At 70.4% G+C, this 15,538-nt stretch carries 16 protein-coding genes; 7 read left to right on the top strand and 9 right to left on the bottom strand.

The window, feature by feature from the left end:
• Positions 1-58: 58 nt before the first annotated feature.
• The 4 genes from DVH02_RS10165 (at position 59) to recX (ending at position 3,490) form a co-directional block, all read left to right on the top strand.
• On the top strand, positions 59-253 hold the full coding sequence (locus DVH02_RS10165) for a DUF3046 domain-containing protein (protein WP_114623443.1): 195 nt from the start codon (positions 59-61) through the stop codon (positions 251-253).
• A 201-nt stretch (positions 254-454) separates the two neighbouring features.
• Positions 455-1,570 carry an AI-2E family transporter gene (locus DVH02_RS10160; RefSeq protein WP_114623442.1) on the top strand — a complete coding sequence of 372 codons (1,116 nt, stop codon included), beginning with the start codon at positions 455-457 and terminating at the stop codon, positions 1,568-1,570.
• A gap of 201 nt (positions 1,571-1,771) precedes the next feature.
• Positions 1,772-2,899: a recombinase RecA gene (recA, locus tag DVH02_RS10155; protein WP_114623441.1), complete on the top strand. Its 1,128-nt coding sequence runs from the start codon at positions 1,772-1,774 to the stop codon at positions 2,897-2,899.
• A gap of 9 nt (positions 2,900-2,908) precedes the next feature.
• A complete protein-coding gene (gene recX / locus DVH02_RS10150; protein WP_114623440.1) occupies positions 2,909-3,490 on the top strand; it encodes a recombination regulator RecX in 582 nt (193 codons plus the stop codon).
• Positions 3,491-3,587: 97 nt separating this feature from the next.
• On the opposite strand, the gene DVH02_RS10145 is transcribed toward recX, so the two are convergent.
• The 8 genes from DVH02_RS10145 to DVH02_RS10115 all read right to left on the bottom strand — a co-directional run bounded on the left by DVH02_RS10145 (position 3,588) and on the right by DVH02_RS10115 (position 10,111).
• Positions 3,588-3,977 carry a rhodanese-like domain-containing protein gene (locus DVH02_RS10145; protein WP_114623458.1) on the bottom strand — a complete coding sequence of 130 codons (390 nt, stop codon included), beginning with the start codon at positions 3,975-3,977 and terminating at the stop codon, positions 3,588-3,590.
• 53 nt (positions 3,978-4,030) lie between these two features.
• Entirely contained in the window at positions 4,031-4,606 is a 576-nt protein-coding gene (locus tag DVH02_RS10140; protein ID WP_114623439.1) for a cupin domain-containing protein, read from the bottom strand.
• A 77-nt stretch (positions 4,607-4,683) separates the two neighbouring features.
• A complete protein-coding gene (locus DVH02_RS36925) occupies positions 4,684-4,755 on the bottom strand; it encodes a putative leader peptide (protein WP_310851512.1) in 72 nt (23 codons plus the stop codon).
• A gap of 47 nt (positions 4,756-4,802) precedes the next feature.
• Entirely contained in the window at positions 4,803-6,482 is a 1,680-nt protein-coding gene (locus DVH02_RS10135) for an FAD-dependent monooxygenase (protein WP_114623438.1), read from the bottom strand.
• 143 nt (positions 6,483-6,625) lie between these two features.
• Positions 6,626-7,531, bottom strand: a complete 906-nt coding sequence (locus tag DVH02_RS10130) for an amino acid ABC transporter permease (RefSeq protein WP_114623437.1) — start codon at positions 7,529-7,531, stop codon at positions 6,626-6,628.
• Positions 7,528-8,202 (bottom strand): amino acid ABC transporter permease, encoded by a 675-nt coding sequence (locus DVH02_RS10125; RefSeq protein WP_114623436.1) that lies wholly within the window; start codon positions 8,200-8,202, stop codon positions 7,528-7,530. Before DVH02_RS10125 ends, DVH02_RS10130 begins: the two co-directional genes overlap by 4 nt.
• A 75-nt stretch (positions 8,203-8,277) precedes the next feature.
• Positions 8,278-9,111 (bottom strand): glutamate ABC transporter substrate-binding protein, encoded by an 834-nt coding sequence (locus DVH02_RS10120; RefSeq protein ID WP_114623435.1) that lies wholly within the window; start codon positions 9,109-9,111, stop codon positions 8,278-8,280.
• Between the two features lie 214 nt (positions 9,112-9,325).
• A complete protein-coding gene (locus DVH02_RS10115; protein WP_114623434.1) occupies positions 9,326-10,111 on the bottom strand; it encodes an amino acid ABC transporter ATP-binding protein in 786 nt (261 codons plus the stop codon).
• Positions 10,112-10,416: 305 nt separating this feature from the next.
• On the opposite strand from DVH02_RS10115, the gene DVH02_RS10110 reads away from it, so the two are divergent.
• The gene (locus tag DVH02_RS10110; RefSeq protein WP_114623457.1) at positions 10,417-11,130 is read left to right on the top strand and encodes a response regulator transcription factor; all 714 of its coding nucleotides are present in this window, start codon (positions 10,417-10,419) and stop codon (positions 11,128-11,130) included.
• Between the two features lie 6 nt (positions 11,131-11,136).
• Entirely contained in the window at positions 11,137-12,528 is a 1,392-nt protein-coding gene (locus tag DVH02_RS10105; RefSeq protein WP_114623433.1) for a sensor histidine kinase, read from the top strand.
• A gap of 96 nt (positions 12,529-12,624) precedes the next feature.
• Here DVH02_RS10105 and DVH02_RS10100 read toward each other — a convergent pair whose 3' ends face one another.
• On the bottom strand, positions 12,625-13,626 hold the full coding sequence (locus DVH02_RS10100; protein ID WP_114623432.1) for a TAXI family TRAP transporter solute-binding subunit: 1,002 nt from the start codon (positions 13,624-13,626) through the stop codon (positions 12,625-12,627).
• A gap of 117 nt (positions 13,627-13,743) precedes the next feature.
• Between DVH02_RS10100 and miaB the strand changes: the two genes are divergently transcribed.
• Positions 13,744-15,231, top strand: coding sequence for a tRNA (N6-isopentenyl adenosine(37)-C2)-methylthiotransferase MiaB (miaB, locus tag DVH02_RS10095; RefSeq protein ID WP_114623456.1), 1,488 nt, complete (start codon positions 13,744-13,746; stop codon positions 15,229-15,231).
• The last annotated feature ends 307 nt before the right edge of the window (positions 15,232-15,538 follow it).

Below are 15,538 nucleotides of genomic sequence, written 5' to 3'. Positions count from 1 at the left end.
CGGCGGGGGACAAGGGGGACGGGCCCGGCTGCACTCTCAGGGGCGGGATACTGATGGCATGCGGTTGACGATTTTCTGGGAACGGATGGCGGACCACTTCGGCGCCTCCTACGCCGACTCCTTCGCCCGGGACCATGTGATGGCCGAACTGGGCGGCCGTACGGTGCACGAGGCACTCGACTCCGGCTGGGAGGCGAAGGACGTCTGGCGCGCGGTCTGCGCGGCCATGGGAATTCCGGCCGAGAAGCGCTGACACGCCTGTGGGCCCGGTGTCACAGAGGTAGGCCACACTGGGCCCGTGGCACCGACTGACAACACCGCATCGGGTGTACAACCGCCGATTCCCCCGCCGTCCTCCCCTGTGACCGCTCCGCGGGCCGCGCCGTCCGGGACGCCTCCGGCGGCACGTCCGGCCCCGCCCGACGACGGGAACGGCCGACGCGAGCGCGGCCGTATGCCCGGCTGGCTGCCGCGGGCCATGATCCTCGCGCTGACGCTCCTCGCCTGTTTCCAGCTGGGCAGTTGGGCGTTCCATCAGCTCATCGGATTGCTGATCAACATACTGATCGCCTTCTTTCTGGCGCTGGCGGTCGAGCCCGCCGTCGGCCGGATGGCGGATCACGGCATGCGGCGCGGACTCGCCACTTTCATCGTCTTCTTCGTGGTGCTGATCGCGAGCGTCGGCTTCGTCGTGATGCTCGGTTCGATACTGGCCGGTCAGATCGTCGACATGGTCGACTCCTTCCCCCAGTACCTCGACTCGGTGATCAACTGGATCAACGAGACCTTCCACACGGAGCTGTCCCGGGTCGCGGTCCAGGACAGCCTGCTGCACTCCGACTGGCTGCAGCGATACGTGCAGAACAGCGCGACCGGAGTCCTCGATGTCTCCACCACCGTCCTGGGCGGGCTTTTCCGGCTGTTGACGATCTTCCTGTTCTCGTTCTACTTCGCGGCGGACGGGCCCCGGCTGCGGCGCGCGCTGTGCTCCGTGCTGCCGCCCGCCCGGCAGGCCGAGGTGCTCCGCGCCTGGGAGATCGCGGTCGACAAGACGGGCGGCTACCTCTACTCGCGCGGGCTGATGGCACTCATCTCCGGGGTGGCGCACTACGTCATGCTGGAGATCCTGGACGTGCCCTACGCGCCGGCGCTCGCCGTGTGGGTGGGGCTGGTCTCCCAGTTCATCCCGACCATCGGCACATATCTCGCGGGCGCCCTGCCGATGCTGATCGCCTTCACCGTCGACCCCTGGTACGCGCTGTGGGTGCTCGCCTTCGTGGTGATCTACCAGCAGTTCGAGAACTACATGCTCCAGCCGAAGCTGACCGCCAGGACCGTCGACATCCACCCGGCCGTGGCCTTCGGATCGGTCATCGCGGGAACCGCCCTGCTGGGCGCGGTCGGCGCGCTGATCGCCATCCCCGCGATCGCCACGCTCCAGGCGTTCCTCGGGGCGTACGTGAAGCGGTACGACGTGATGGACGACCCGAGGGTGCGGGGCCGCAGGCCACGCGGCGGCACCGCGCCCCTGACGCGGCTGCGACACGCGCTGCGCCGCGAGCGCGCTTGACACCAAAATCGAACATCCATTCTTATGGGGTGGCGGACGGTGTTTCCCGGGCCGGCCGGCGCGGTCGTGTGATGGCGTGGTCCGGCCGGACGGACCCGGCCGGTTTTCCACAGGCCGGGAGGGCGTCGGGGCGCGTTGTCAGTGGCAGGGGATAGCGTCATCGACGTGAAGCGATCGACTCAAGCAAATCGGGTGGAACCCATGGCAGGAACCGACCGCGAGAAGGCGCTGGACGCCGCTCTCGCACAGATTGAACGGCAATTCGGGAAGGGCGCGGTGATGCGCCTCGGTGACCGGCCCAACGAGCCCATCGAGGTCATCCCCACCGGCTCGACCGCGCTCGACGTCGCGCTCGGCGTCGGCGGTCTGCCGCGCGGCCGCGTGGTGGAGGTGTACGGCCCGGAGTCCTCCGGTAAGACGACGCTGACGCTGCACGCCGTGGCGAACGCGCAGCGGCTCGGTGGTTCGGTGGCCTTCGTGGACGCCGAACACGCCCTCGACCCCGAGTACGCGAAGAAGCTCGGCGTCGACATCGACAACCTGCTCCTGTCCCAGCCGGACAACGGCGAGCAGGCGCTCGAAATCGTGGACATGCTGGTCCGCTCCGGGGCGCTCGACCTCATCGTCATCGACTCCGTGGCGGCCCTGGTGCCGCGCGCGGAGATCGAGGGCGAGATGGGCGACTCGCACGTGGGTCTCCAGGCGCGGCTGATGAGCCAGGCGCTCCGGAAGATCACCAGCGCGCTCAACCAGTCCAAGACCACCGCGATCTTCATCAACCAGCTCCGCGAGAAGATCGGCGTGATGTTCGGTTCGCCGGAGACCACGACCGGTGGCCGGGCGCTCAAGTTCTACGCCTCGGTGCGCCTCGACATCCGCCGGATCGAGACCCTGAAGGACGGCACCGACGCCGTCGGCAACCGCACCCGCGTGAAGGTCGTCAAGAACAAGGTCGCGCCGCCCTTCAAGCAGGCCGAGTTCGACATCCTGTACGGCCAGGGCATCAGCCGCGAGGGCGGTCTGATCGACATGGGCGTCGAGCACGGCTTCGTGCGCAAGGCCGGCGCCTGGTACACGTACGAGGGCGACCAGCTCGGCCAGGGCAAGGAGAACGCCCGGAACTTCCTCAAGGACAACCCCGACCTCGCCAATGAGATCGAGAAGAAGATCCTGGAGAAGCTGGGCATCGGCGTCAGGCCGCAGACCCCGGGAACGGAGCCCGGCGCGGACGCGGCGGGCGGTCCCGCCACGGCCGACGACGCGCCCAAGTCCGTGCCCGCCCCCGCCGCCAAGGCCAAGGCGGCCAAGGCGGCAGCGGCCAAGAGCTAGTCCGGGACCGTGCCTTACACACAGAGGCGGCGGACGGAAGAGCCGGGCGGCAGCTCCGACTCGTCGAGGGCCGAGCGGGAGCTGTCGCCCCAGGATCCGGCGGAGCGGGCGCGGGCGATCTGTCTGCGCCTGCTCACCGGCACCCCGCGCACCCGCAAGCAATTGGCGGACGCGCTGGCGAAGCGGGAGATCTCCGACGAGGTCGCGCAGGAGGTGCTCTGCCGCTTCGAGGACGTGGGACTGATCAATGACGCGGCGTTCGCGGACGCCTGGGTGGAGTCCCGGCACCACGGCCGGGGCCTTGCCCGGCGAGCCCTCGCGCGGGAGCTGCGTACGAAAGGCGTGGACGCCGCGCTGATCGACGACGCGGTCGGACAGCTGGACTCGGACCAGGAAGAGATGACCGCGCGCGAGCTGATCGCCCGCAAGCTCCGCGCCACCCGCGGCCTGGAGCGCGACAAACGACTGCGCAGGCTCGCGGGCATGCTGGCCCGCAAGGGCTACTCGGAGGGAATGGCGCTGCGCGTGGTCAGACAGGCACTGGAGGAGGAGGGGGAGGACACCGACGGACTGGACGAGGGCTTCGACTGACCGGAAGCCGGAAGCCGGAAGCCGGAAGCCGGAAGCCGGAAGCCGGAAGCCGGAAGCCGCGCCGACCGATCCGCTGCCGGTGCCACTCCGCCACCGGCTACCGGGAGACCGGCAGCCCCGCCGACTTCCACGCCTGGAAGCCGCCCACCAGGTCGGTCGCGCGATCGAGACCCAGCTGACGCAGGGACACCGCCGCCAGGCTGGACGCGTACCCCTCGTTGCAGATCACTATCACCCGCAGTCCGTGCCCCGTGGCCTCGGGGGCGCGATGGCTGCCCTGCGGATCGAGCCGCCACTCCAGCTCGTTGCGCTCCACGACCAAGGCGCCCGGGATCAGCCCGTCGCGCTCCCGCAGCGCCGCGTACCGGATGTCCACCAGCAGGGCACCCTCGGCCGCGGCGTCGAACGCCTCGCGCGGGCTCACACGGTCCAGATCCTCGCGTACCCGTTCCAGCAGTTCGTCTATGCCCACCCGCTCGGCCGTCACGCGCCCCGTCGCCGCCTCGTCCGCTCCCGGCCCACCCGACGCCACGCTGTCGCTCACTGCCACTCCTCGGGACGCTCGACCTGCTCGAGACGGAGCACCGCGCCCGTACGGCTGTAGCGCCGCATCAGGGGCAGCGGCGGGTAGTAGGCGTGCACGGAGATCGCGTGCTCGGCCGGCGACTCGTTGCGGACCTCGTGCACATGGTGCCGGCCGAACGCCCGGCCCTCGCCCGCCGACAGGCGCCGCTCGCGGTCCACGTCCTCCGCCAGCTCCAGGGTCTTCCACCCCTCGGTCGGCAGCCTGGCCGCCAGCGAGTCCTCCCGCAGCGAGCCCGACGCGGTGGCGAAGGCACCGTGCGAGCCGCCGTGGTCGTGCCAGCCCGTGCCCGTTCCGGGCGGCCAGCCGATCAGCCACGCCTCGCTGCCCGCGGGCCCGTCGAGCCGCACCCAGGTACGGCCCTCGGGGTCGAGGGGGAGGGAGGCGATCAGGGTGCCGTCGCCGACCGTCCTGCGGACGAAGTCCAGCAGCTCGGCGGGGGACGGCCCGGAGACCGGGGGAGAAGCGACGGGACGCGCACCGGCCGCCGGGACGGCGGCCGCGGGCGCGGAGGTACGTACGGAAACAGACATGGTGACCGTCCTGAGAAGTTCGCGAGGGTGTGCCTGCCACGAGCACGGCGCGGCAGGCACGTGAAGAGAAGGGCGAATCAGCAGGACGGGCGACAGACGCAGCCCGCATAGCGGAGCAGGTCCATATGGACTCTCCGCCACAGGCGCACATCGGTGTCGGTCACAATTCGGAGTACACCATGTGAGCCCGCGACGGTCAATTGATGTTCGCGGTGCGGTCGCGCGTCGGCCGGGTCTCTTCCTCCCGCCCGGCCGAATCCTCCGGCGCCTGCCCCTCCGCGCGCTCCCCCGCGCCCTCCCCCGCGGGCCGCGCCGCCGGAGCGCCGCCGCGCGCCGCGTCCGCCGCCGCGTAGAGGTCGGCGGGGCGCACTCCGCCGAAAGCCGCCACCAGATGCCCATCCGGGCGCACCAGCAGCACGTTGTGCGCGGAAGCCCCCGGATACGCCTCGGTGACCAGCAGCTCCGCCCGTACCGGCAGAGCCGTCACGGCGGCGGCCAGCCGTGGCATCACCCCCGCCGTCAGCCAGTGCCGCCGGTCCCACACCCCGGTGCCCGGCGCGACCAGCACCACCAGCAGCCGCCCCTGACCGAGCCGGTCCCCGAGCCGCACGGTCGTTCCGTCGGGCGCCGTCACCCGTACGTCCACGACCGGCCCGCCGGGGGGCGTACTCACCTCCGTGCGCGCCTCGGCGCGCGGGGGCGCGAGAGGGGAGTGCGGATAGGACGGCGGTGCTCCCAATGGTCCGTTCCCCAGCTGCCCGTCGGCGAGCAGCATGTCGTGCCCGCGCGTGGCCCCCGGCATGTACGTGCGCAGCCCGCCACCGCCGCGCAGTATCGGCAGCGACTGGTCCGCCGCGCGCAGCCGCGCGGCGACCGCGGTGCGCCGCTCGGCCTGATAGCTGTCGAGCAGGGTCTCCGAGGCGACGTGGTGCCAGTCCTCGGCCAGTTTCCAGGCCAGGTTGCCGACGTCGCGCAGCCCCTCGTCCAGTCCCTGTGTGCCCACCGCGCCGAGCAGGTGCGCGGCGTCCCCTGCCAGGAACGCCCGGCCCGCGCGCCAGCGTCTGGCCAGCCGGTGGTGCAGCGTGTAGACACCGGTGTCGAGCAGCTCGTACGGCGGGGTCTCCCCGCACCAGCCGGCCAGCGTGTCGCGCAGCCGACCCACCAGCGCGTCGGGCGTCACCAGCTCACCGCGCGAGGGCAGCAGCCAGTCCAGCCGCCACACATCGTCCGTCAGCGGGCGCGCCGAGACCTCCTCGCCGCCGCCGCGCCAGGGCGGCTGCCGGTGCAGCAGCGCCTCGCCCGGCCAGGGCAGATCGGCGCGGAGCGCGGCGACGGCGTGCCGCTCCACGGCCGTACGCCCCGGGAAGCGGATACCGAGCAGTTTGCGGACGGTGGACCTGGCGCCGTCGCAGCCCACCAGATGGCTGCCCCGCCAGCGGCCCGCCGCGCCGCCGCGGGTGTGTGCCGTGATCGAGCGGCCGTGCTGCTCCAGCGCGTCGAGCCGGCTGCCGGTGACCAGCCGCACCAGATCCTGGCCCGCGATGGCCTCGCGCAGCCCGCGCGCCAGGGCGTGCTGCGGAATGTGCAGGGGTGCCGGAGCGCCGTCCCGGCCGCCGAGAGGCAGCTCACGCATCAGCTGCTTGCGGCGCATCAGCCGCCATCCGGTCCAGCGGACGCCCTCGGCACCGAGGGTCGTACAGCCCAGCCGGGCGACCAGCGCGGCGGTGTCGGGCCGCAGTATGGCCGTACGGGCCGGGCGGGGATCGTCCGTACCGTCGCCCTCGTCCAGTACGACGGAGGGGACGTCCTGGGCGGCGAGGGCCAGCGCCAGCGCGAGCCCGACGGGGCCCGCGCCGACGACGATCACCGGGTCCACGGCACGACCCCTCCGGCCCGTGCGGTCATACGGTCAAGGGCGGTAGGAGCCCGATGCGTGATCACAGAACGTATGCAACCCACTGGGGGTGCTCGCGTCAAGCGCTGCCCGGCGCGGCGCGCGCACCCCCAGTCCCGTCCGTCTCAGGCGCCGCTGGCGTTCGCCGGGGCGCCCGGCGCGTTGGCCTGATCCGCGTCATCGGCTCCGAGCACCGCGCCCGTGCTCCTCTTGGCGCCGCGCAGCCGCTTCTCCAGCCACCCGGCGAACGTGGTGAGCGCGAAGTTCAGGACGATGTACAGCAGTGCGATGACGACGAGCGTCGCGATCGTGTTCGCGCCGTAGTTGGCGGGAATCGTGTCCTTCTGCGAGAGCAGATCGGCGAACCCGAGGATCGCGCCCCCCAGAGCGGTGTCCTTGACGATCACCACGAGCTGGCTGACCAGGGCCGGGAGCATCGCCGTGACCGCCTGCGGCAGCAGCACGTACCCCATGGTCTGGCCCTTGCGCATACCGATCGCCTTGGCGGCGTCGGTCTGGCCGCGCGGCAGCGTGAGGATTCCGGCGCGTACGACCTCGGCGATGACGGACGAGTTGTAGAGCACGAGCCCCGTCACCACCGCGTAGAGCGGTCGCAGATCGGACGAGACATTGCTGAACTGCACGTACAACGCGCCTGCGAAAATCATCATCATCAGGACCGGGATGGACCGGAAGAACTCCACCACCGCGCCGACCGGCACGCGTACCCAGGCATGATCGGAGAGTCTGCCGATACCGAGCAGCGCACCGAGGGGCAGCGCGATCACGATGGCGAGGGCCGCGGCCTTGATCGTCTCACCGAGGCCCGGCAGCAGATAGGTGGTCCACACCTTGGAGTCCTTGACGAAGGGACTCCACTTCTCGGCCGCCAGCTGGTTCTTGTCGGCCATGACCGACAGGATCCACCAGGCCGCCAGGGCGAACACGACCAGGAACACGACCGTGTAGATCACATTGCGCCGCTTGGCACGTTTCCCCGGGGCGTCGTACAGAACGGACGTCGCGCTCATCGCTTCACCGCCACTCGCTTGCTGACCCAGCCCAGCAGCAGACCGGTCGGAAGGGTGAGAACGATGAATCCGAAGGCGAAGACCGCGAAGACCGCGAAGAGCGCGCTGGATTCGTTCTCGATCATTTTCTTCATCAACGCCGCGGCCTCCGCGACACCGATGGCCGCGGCCACCGTGGTGTTCTTGGTCAGCGCGATCAGTACGTTGGCGAGCGGTGCCACCACGGAGCGGAACGCCTGCGGAAGCACGATCAGCGTCAGAACCTGGCGGAAGCTCAGCCCGAGGGCGCGTGCCGCCTCCGCCTGGCCGACCGGCACCGTGTTGATGCCGGAGCGGATCGACTCGCAGACGAAGGTGCTCGTATAGGCGACCAGCCCCAGAACGGCGAGCCGGAAGCCGATGGACTTGAAGTCCTGGCCGCCGAGCGTGAACTGGAGGGTCTGGCCGAGCCCCAGCGAACAGCCGACCAGCACCAGGGTCAGCGGGGTGTTACGGACCACGTTGACGTACCCGGTACCGAAGGTACGCAGAAGGGGCACAGGACTGACCCGCATCCCGGCGAGCAGGGTTCCCCATATGAGGGAACCGACTGCGGAGTAGAGGGTGAGCTGCACCGTCACCCAGAAGGCGCCGAGCAGGTCGTACTGCCCGGAATCAAGAAAGTCGAACACGATGCCCCGAGCTCTCCCCTGGTTGGCTGGTCGGTACGCGCCGCCGGACCGGCCGGCGGCGCGTCACTGCTGTCGTCAGTCGGCGATCTGCGGGGCGGGCTCGTTCTTGTAGCCGGCCGGGCCGAAGTTGGCCTTCACGGCCTTCTCCCAGGAGCCGTCCGACACCATCTTCTTGAGGGCGTCGTTGACCTTGGTCTTCAGCTCGGTGTCGCCCTTCTTGAGGCCGATGCCGTAGGGCTCGTCACTGAGCTTGAGACCGACCAGCTTGAACTTGCCCTTCAGCTCCGGCTGCGCGGCGTAGCCGGCGAGGATGGAGTCGTCCGTGGTCAGCGCGTCGACGGCCTTGTTCTCCAGACCCGTCAGACACTCGGAGTAGCCGGCGTACTCCTGAAGGTCGGCCTTCGGCGCCAGCGTGTCGTGGATGTTCTGCGCCGAGGTCGAGCCCGTGACCGAACAGAGCTTCTTGGAGTTCAGGTCCTCGGCCTTGGTGATGGAGCCGTCGTCCGCGCGGACCAGCAGGTCCTGGTGGGCGAGGAGGTACGGGCCGGCGAAGTCGACCTTCTTCTTGCGCTCGTCGTTGATCGTGTAGCTGGCGGCGACGAGCTTGACGTCACCGTTGGCGATCAGGTTCTCGCGCTCGGCGCTGGGGGCCTTTTTCCAGACGATGTTCTTGGCGTCGTAACCGAGTTCCTTGGCGACGTACGTCGCCACGTCCACGTCGAAGCCCGCGTACGTGCCGTCCGGCTTCTGCAGGCCGATGCCGGGCTGGTCGAACTTGATACCGATGGTGATCTTGCCGCCGCCGTCACCGCCGCTGCTGTCGTCGCCGCTGTCGCCGCCGCAGGCCGTGGCGGTCAGGGCGATGACCAGGGCGGTGGCGGCCGCCGCGCTTGCCTTCTGAAGCTTCATGGTGGACTTCCCTCGGTGAGACGTGAACGAACAGGTTCTGCCGAACTCGGTAGAGCCGTAAGAAGAGCTGTGAAAGAGCCGTGAGCGGGGCCCCGACCACTGACGCGGTGATCCATGACGCGGACACCGGCGGTACGGATACGGCCGTGCGGGAATCAGTGGGTGAGGACCGGCGGGCGGGGTCGGTGGTACGGGACCAGCGGAGTCGGTGGAATCAGTGGTGCAGGATCTTCGACAGGAAGTCCTTGGCCCGGTCACTGCGCGGATTGCTGAAGAACTCGTCGGGTGACGCCTCTTCGACGATCCGGCCGTCCGCCATGAAGACCACCCGGTTCGCGGCCGAGCGGGCGAAGCCCATCTCGTGGGTGACGACGACCATCGTCATCCCGTCGCGCGCCAGTTGCTGCATGACTTCAAGAACTTCGTTGATCATCTCGGGGTCGAGCGCCGAGGTCGGCTCGTCGAAGAGCATGACCTTCGGGTCCATCGCCAGCGCCCGCGCGATGGCGACGCGCTGCTGCTGACCACCCGAGAGCTGCGCCGGGTACTTGTCGGCCTGTGAGCCGACGCCCACCCGGTCGAGCAGCGCCCGCGCCTTCTCCTCGGCCGCCTTCTTGTCGGCCTTGCGGACCTTCAGCTGGCCCAGTGTGACGTTCTCCAGCACGGTCTTGTGCGCGAAGAGGTTGAACGACTGGAAGACCATGCCGACATCGGCGCGCAGCCTGGCCAGCTCCCTGCCCTCGTCCGGCAGCGGCTTCCCGTCGATCGTGATGGCGCCCGAATCGATCGTCTCCAGGCGGTTGATGGTGCGGCACAGTGTGGACTTGCCGGACCCGGAGGGTCCGATGACGACCACGACCTCGCCACGGGCGATGGTCAGGTCGATGTCCTGGAGCACATGCAGCGCGCCGAAGTGCTTGTTCACGTTGCTCAGTACGACCAGGTCGCCCGTCGCCGGCCCGGCGTCCTCGGTGCCCTTGGTCGCTGACACTCCGCTCATCGGCTTTTTGCTCCGTCCTCCTCGGTTGGGAGGACCTTAGTCACGCACTGCGATCAGCGTCATTACATCTGAGCTGAAATTGAGCATAACGATCCGGCCGCAATCGGACACTCCGTGTGAAGAGGGCGGTGCGGGGAGTACCGGGTGGGTAACGGAAACCTCGGCGTAACGGGAAGACACTTGACTGGCGCGGCACCATCGGCGTGGATGCCAGGTACGTACTTATTCGAAGACGTACCGAAACACGTACTCGTTCATGACCGCGACCGCGAACGTTCATGACCGCGACCGCGAAGAGGGGGCTCGTGAGACTGCTGCTCGTGGAGGACGACGACCATGTCGCCGCCGCCCTGTCGGCCGTGCTCGCCAAGCATGGATTCCAGGTCACCCATGCCCGCAACGGCGAGGAGGCGCTCCAGGCGCTCCTTCCCGCCGCCACCGCCGGGAAATCACCGTTCGGGGTGGTGCTGCTCGATCTCGGCCTGCCCGACCAGGACGGCTACCAGGTCTGCGGCAAGATCCGGAAGATCACGGCGACTCCGGTGATCATGGTGACGGCGCGTGCCGATGTCCGGTCCCGGATCCACGGCCTCAACCTGGGAGCCGACGACTACGTCGTCAAGCCGTACGACACCGGCGAACTGCTCGCCCGGATCCACGCCGTCAGCCGGCGCACGACGAGCGGGGACGAGCCGGGGTCCGGTCCCGAGGCCGCCCAGCGACTGGGCCGGCTCACCCTGGAACTGCCCACCAGACGCGTCACCGTCGACGGTGACGCGGTCCAGCTGACCCGCAAGGAATTCGATCTGCTGGCGCTGCTCGCCCAGCGCCCCGGCGTGGTCTTCGGCCGGGAGCAGATCATCAGCGAGGTGTGGCGCACCAGTTGGGAAGGCACCGGCCGCACACTCGAAGTCCACGTCGCCTCGCTGCGGGGCAAGCTCGGCATGCCCGCGCTGATCGAGACCGTACGGGGGGTCGGCTACCGGCTCGTCGTCCCGGCCGCGCCCCCGGGGCCGTAGCCGCCCGTGAGCAGCCGCCTGTTCCCCCTGCTGATCGTTCTCATGGCGGGCGTACTCCTCGCGCTGGGGTTTCCGCTCGCCGTGCGGCTGGCCGCCGCGGAACAGCAGAAGGTCGTCGTGGACCGCATCGACGACACGGCCCGCGTCGCGGCGCTCGCCCAGTTCGTCGCCGAGGGCGCCTCGGGCACCGAGGAGCGCCGCGAGCTGCTGGAGGAGGAACTCAAGCGTTACCACGACGTGTACGGCATCAAGGCCGGCGTCTTCTACCGCGACGACGACGCCATGGCCAAGGCCCCGTGGAACTGGAGCGTGCCGGCGGACGGGCAGGGGCGCACCTCCTTCAAGGAGGCGCTGCTGGGCCGACGCAGCGGCGACCCCGAGCAGGTCTGGCCCTGGCAGACCGGCCGGCTCATCGTCGACTCGCCGGTGGTACGGGACGGGGACGTCGTCGCGGTCGTGGTGACCGACTCCCCGACCGGCCAGATGCGGTCGCGGATCCTGCGGGGCTGGCTGTACATCGCCGCGGGCGAGGCGCTGGCCATGCTGGTGGCCGTGGGACTGGCCGTCCGGCTGACGGGCTGGGTGCTGCGTCCCGTACGGGTGCTGGACGCGGCCACCCACGACATCGCCACCGGCCGGATGAAGTCCCGCGTCGCCGCGGCGGGCGGACCGCCGGAACTGCGCCGACTGGCCGACTCGTTCAACGAGATGGCCGACAACGTCGAGAACGTGCTGGAGCAGCAGCGCGCCTTCGTCGCCGACGCCTCCCACCAACTGCGCAATCCGCTGGCCGCCCTGCTGCTGCGCATCGAGCTGCTCGGCCTCGAACTGCCCGAGGGGAACGAGGAGATCGCCGCCGTGCGGACCGAGGGCAAACGGCTCGCCCAGGTCCTGGACGACCTGCTGGGGCTGGCGCTGGCCGAGCACAGCGACGCCGATCTGCGGCTCACCGACATCGGTCAGCTGGCCAGCGAACGCGTCGCGGCCTGGCGGGCCCTCGCCGAGGAGAAGGGGATCCGGCTGACCGAGCACCGCGCCGCCGTCACGGCCTGGGCCGACCCCATCGCGCTCTCCAGCGCGCTGGACGCCGTGATCGACAACGCGCTGAAGTTCACTCCGGCGGGCGAAGAGGTCACCGTCACCGTCGCCGGTGAGGGCGCGACCTCCACGATCGTCGTCAGCGACGGCGGCCCCGGACTCACGGACGACGAGATCGCCCGGATCGGGGACCGCTTCTGGCGCAGCGGGCGGCACCAGAACATCAAGGGCTCGGGACTCGGCCTGTCCATCACCCGGGCGCTGCTCACGGCGGGCGGCGGCTCGATCTCGTACGCGCACGGGCGGCCACGCGGTCTGCGGGTGACCCTCAGCGTCCCGCGTTCCGCCCCGGCGCCCTGAGAGGCGCCGGTCCGCGCGCCCGCGCCCCCGGCTTGGGCGCCCGGTCCGTGCCCCCGGTCCGCGTCCCCGGTCCGTGCGCCCGCGCCAGGCGGACCGTCAGGGCTTGACCGACTGGTAGTACTGCTGGGCGCCGTCGTGCAGGGGGAGCGGGTCCGTGTATATCGCGGTCCGCAGGTCCACCAGCTGAGCCGGATGGACCTTCTCGCCTATGCGGTCCCTGCTCTTGATCACGGTACGGGTGAAGCCCTTGACCAGCTCTTCCGAGACCCGGTCCGTGGTGACCAGGAGATTGGCCACCGCGATGGTCCGCACCGCCTTGTTCCCCTGCGCTTCGCCGTAGGCGTCCGCGGGCATCGCGGCGGACCTGTAGTAGCGCGCGCTCGCCCCGCCCGTGTCGTGCAACTGGGCGATCAGGGACGGCGTCAGCGGGACCAGGCTGATGGAGAAGCGCCCGGCCAGCTTCTGGACCGTGCTGGTCGGCAGCCCTCCCGACCAGAAGAAGGCGTCCAGCTCGCCCCGCTCCAGCTGGACCGGCATCGTGTCTATGCCGGACGAGACCGGGGTGATGCCCTTCAGCGGGTCTATCCCCGTGGCCGTGAGGATCCGGTCGGCCAGCAGACGCACCCCCGACCTCTCCTGCCCCACGCCCACGCGCAGGCCGGCCAGATCGGCGACGGAGCCGATCTTCTTGTCCTTTGCGGTGACCAGCTGCACGTAGTCGTCGTACAGGCGCGCGCAGCCGCGCAGCCGCTCCGCGCCCGGCTTGCCGTCCATCTGGTACTTGGCCACGGCGTCGGCGGTCGCGATGGTGAACTGGGCCTCGCCGGAGGCCACCCGGGCGATGTTCTCCTGCGAGCCCTCGCTGCTGCGCAGCGTGACCGACACCTCGGGCAGATCGCGGCCGAGATCGTCCTTCAGCATCTTCCCGTACCGCTCGTAGACCCCGCTGTTCACCCCGGTGCTGAACACGACCGAGCCGCTCGGCGTGGGCTTCCCGATCGGCAGCAGCCACCACAGCAGCAGCCCGAGCACCACCAGGAACGCGGCGGCGCCCTGGAGGACACGGGCCCCGCGGAGCCGGGCCGGGAAAGTGAACATGCGCCGATCCTGTCAGCTCACTCCCCGTGATGACCAGGGCTTGGCAGGAGGTCGCCACGGCCTCCCCGGGAATCCCCGGACGCCGGGCGCGCGGGACCCCGTACCCTGGTGGGCGAGATGAGCGCGAAGACTTACGAGGTGCGCACCTACGGGTGCCAGATGAATGTCCACGACTCCGAGCGGCTGTCGGGCCTGCTGGAGGGAGCCGGATACGTCCGCGCGCCCGAAGGCGCCGACGGGGACGCCGATGTCGTCGTCTTCAACACCTGTGCGGTGCGGGAGAACGCCGACAACAAGCTGTACGGCAACCTCGGCCGGCTGGCGCCGATGAAGACGAGGCGACCAGGCATGCAGATCGCCGTCGGCGGCTGCCTCGCGCAGAAGGACCGCGACACCATCGTGCGGCGCGCGCCCTGGGTCGACGTCGTCTTCGGCACACACAACATCGGCAAGCTGCCGGTCCTCCTGGAGCGCGCCCGCGTCCAGGAAGAGGCACAGATCGAGATCGCGGAGTCCCTGGAGGCGTTCCCCTCCACGCTGCCGACCCGCCGCGAGTCCGCCTACGCCGCGTGGGTCTCCATCTCCGTCGGCTGCAACAACACCTGCACCTTCTGCATCGTCCCCGCGCTGCGCGGCAAGGAGAAGGACCGCCGCCCCGGCGACATCCTGGCGGAGATCGAGGCGCTGGTCTCCGAGGGCGTCTCCGAGATCACGCTGCTCGGCCAGAACGTCAACGCGTACGGCTCCGACATGGGCGACCGCGAGGCGTTCTCCAAGCTGCTGCGCGCCTGCGGCGCGATCGAGGGGCTGGAGCGGGTCCGCTTCACCTCGCCGCATCCGCGCGACTTCACGGACGACGTGATCGCGGCGATGGCCGAGACCCCCAACGTGATGCCGCAGCTCCACATGCCGCTGCAATCCGGCTCGGACCCGATCCTGAAGGCGATGCGCCGCTCGTACCGGCAGGACCGTTACCTGGGCATCATCGACAAGGTGCGTGCGGCGATCCCGCACGCGGCCATCTCCACCGACATCATCGTGGGCTTCCCCGGCGAGACGGAGGAGGACTTCGAGCAGACGATGAAGGTGGTGCGCGAGGCGCGTTTCGCGCAGGCGTTCACCTTCCAGTACTCCAAGCGCCCCGGCACCCCGGCCGCCGACATGGACGGGCAGATCCCCAAGGCGGTCGTCCAGGAGCGCTACATGCGGCTCTCCGCCCTCCAGGAGGAGATCTCCTGGGAGGAGAACAGGAAACAGGTCGGCAGGGTGCTCGACGTCATGGTCGCCGAGGGCGAGGGCCGCAAGGACGGAGCCACCCACCGGCTCTCCGGACGCGCCCCCGACAACCGGCTCGTCCACTTCACCAGGCCGGACGAACAGGCACGGCCCGGCGATGTGGTGACCGTGGAGATCACCTACGCGGCCCCGCACCACCTGCTCGCCGAAGGACCGGCCCCCGCGGTGCGCCGTACCCGTGCCGGTGACGCCTGGGAGCGGCGCACCGCCGCTCCCGCCGCGCAGCCGGCCGGGGTGCTGCTGGGACTGCCCACGGTGGGCGTTCCCGCGCCGCTTCCGGCGGTCACGGGTGGGTGCGCCGTCGAGTGACGGCCACCGGACCGGGGACGTACCGCGGACGCCTTCGCGGCCCGGCCGTGGGGGCGTGCCGGGCGCGCGGTGACGCGCTCCGCGCGAGGGGGCGCGGTCTCGCGTGGGGGCGCGGTCTCGCGTGGGCGTCGGCCGGGCGCCGCGCCGTTTAGGCTGCCGATCATGCTCGTATCCGCCGCGGTGTGCCCCGGTCCGCCCCTGCTCGTGCCCGCCGTCGCCGCAGGTGCGGCCCCCGAACTCGACGCCGCGCGCGCCGCGTGCGCGCGGGCGCTCGTAGCGCTGGCCGCCGCGCGCCCCGACCGGCTGG

The organism is Streptomyces corynorhini, assembly GCF_003346515.1.
GTDB classification, from domain to species: Bacteria; Actinomycetota; Actinomycetes; order Streptomycetales; family Streptomycetaceae; genus Streptomyces; species Streptomyces corynorhini.
The sequence above is the reverse complement of the archived record's forward strand: the minus strand, read 5'-3'. Positions and strand labels throughout refer to the sequence as shown.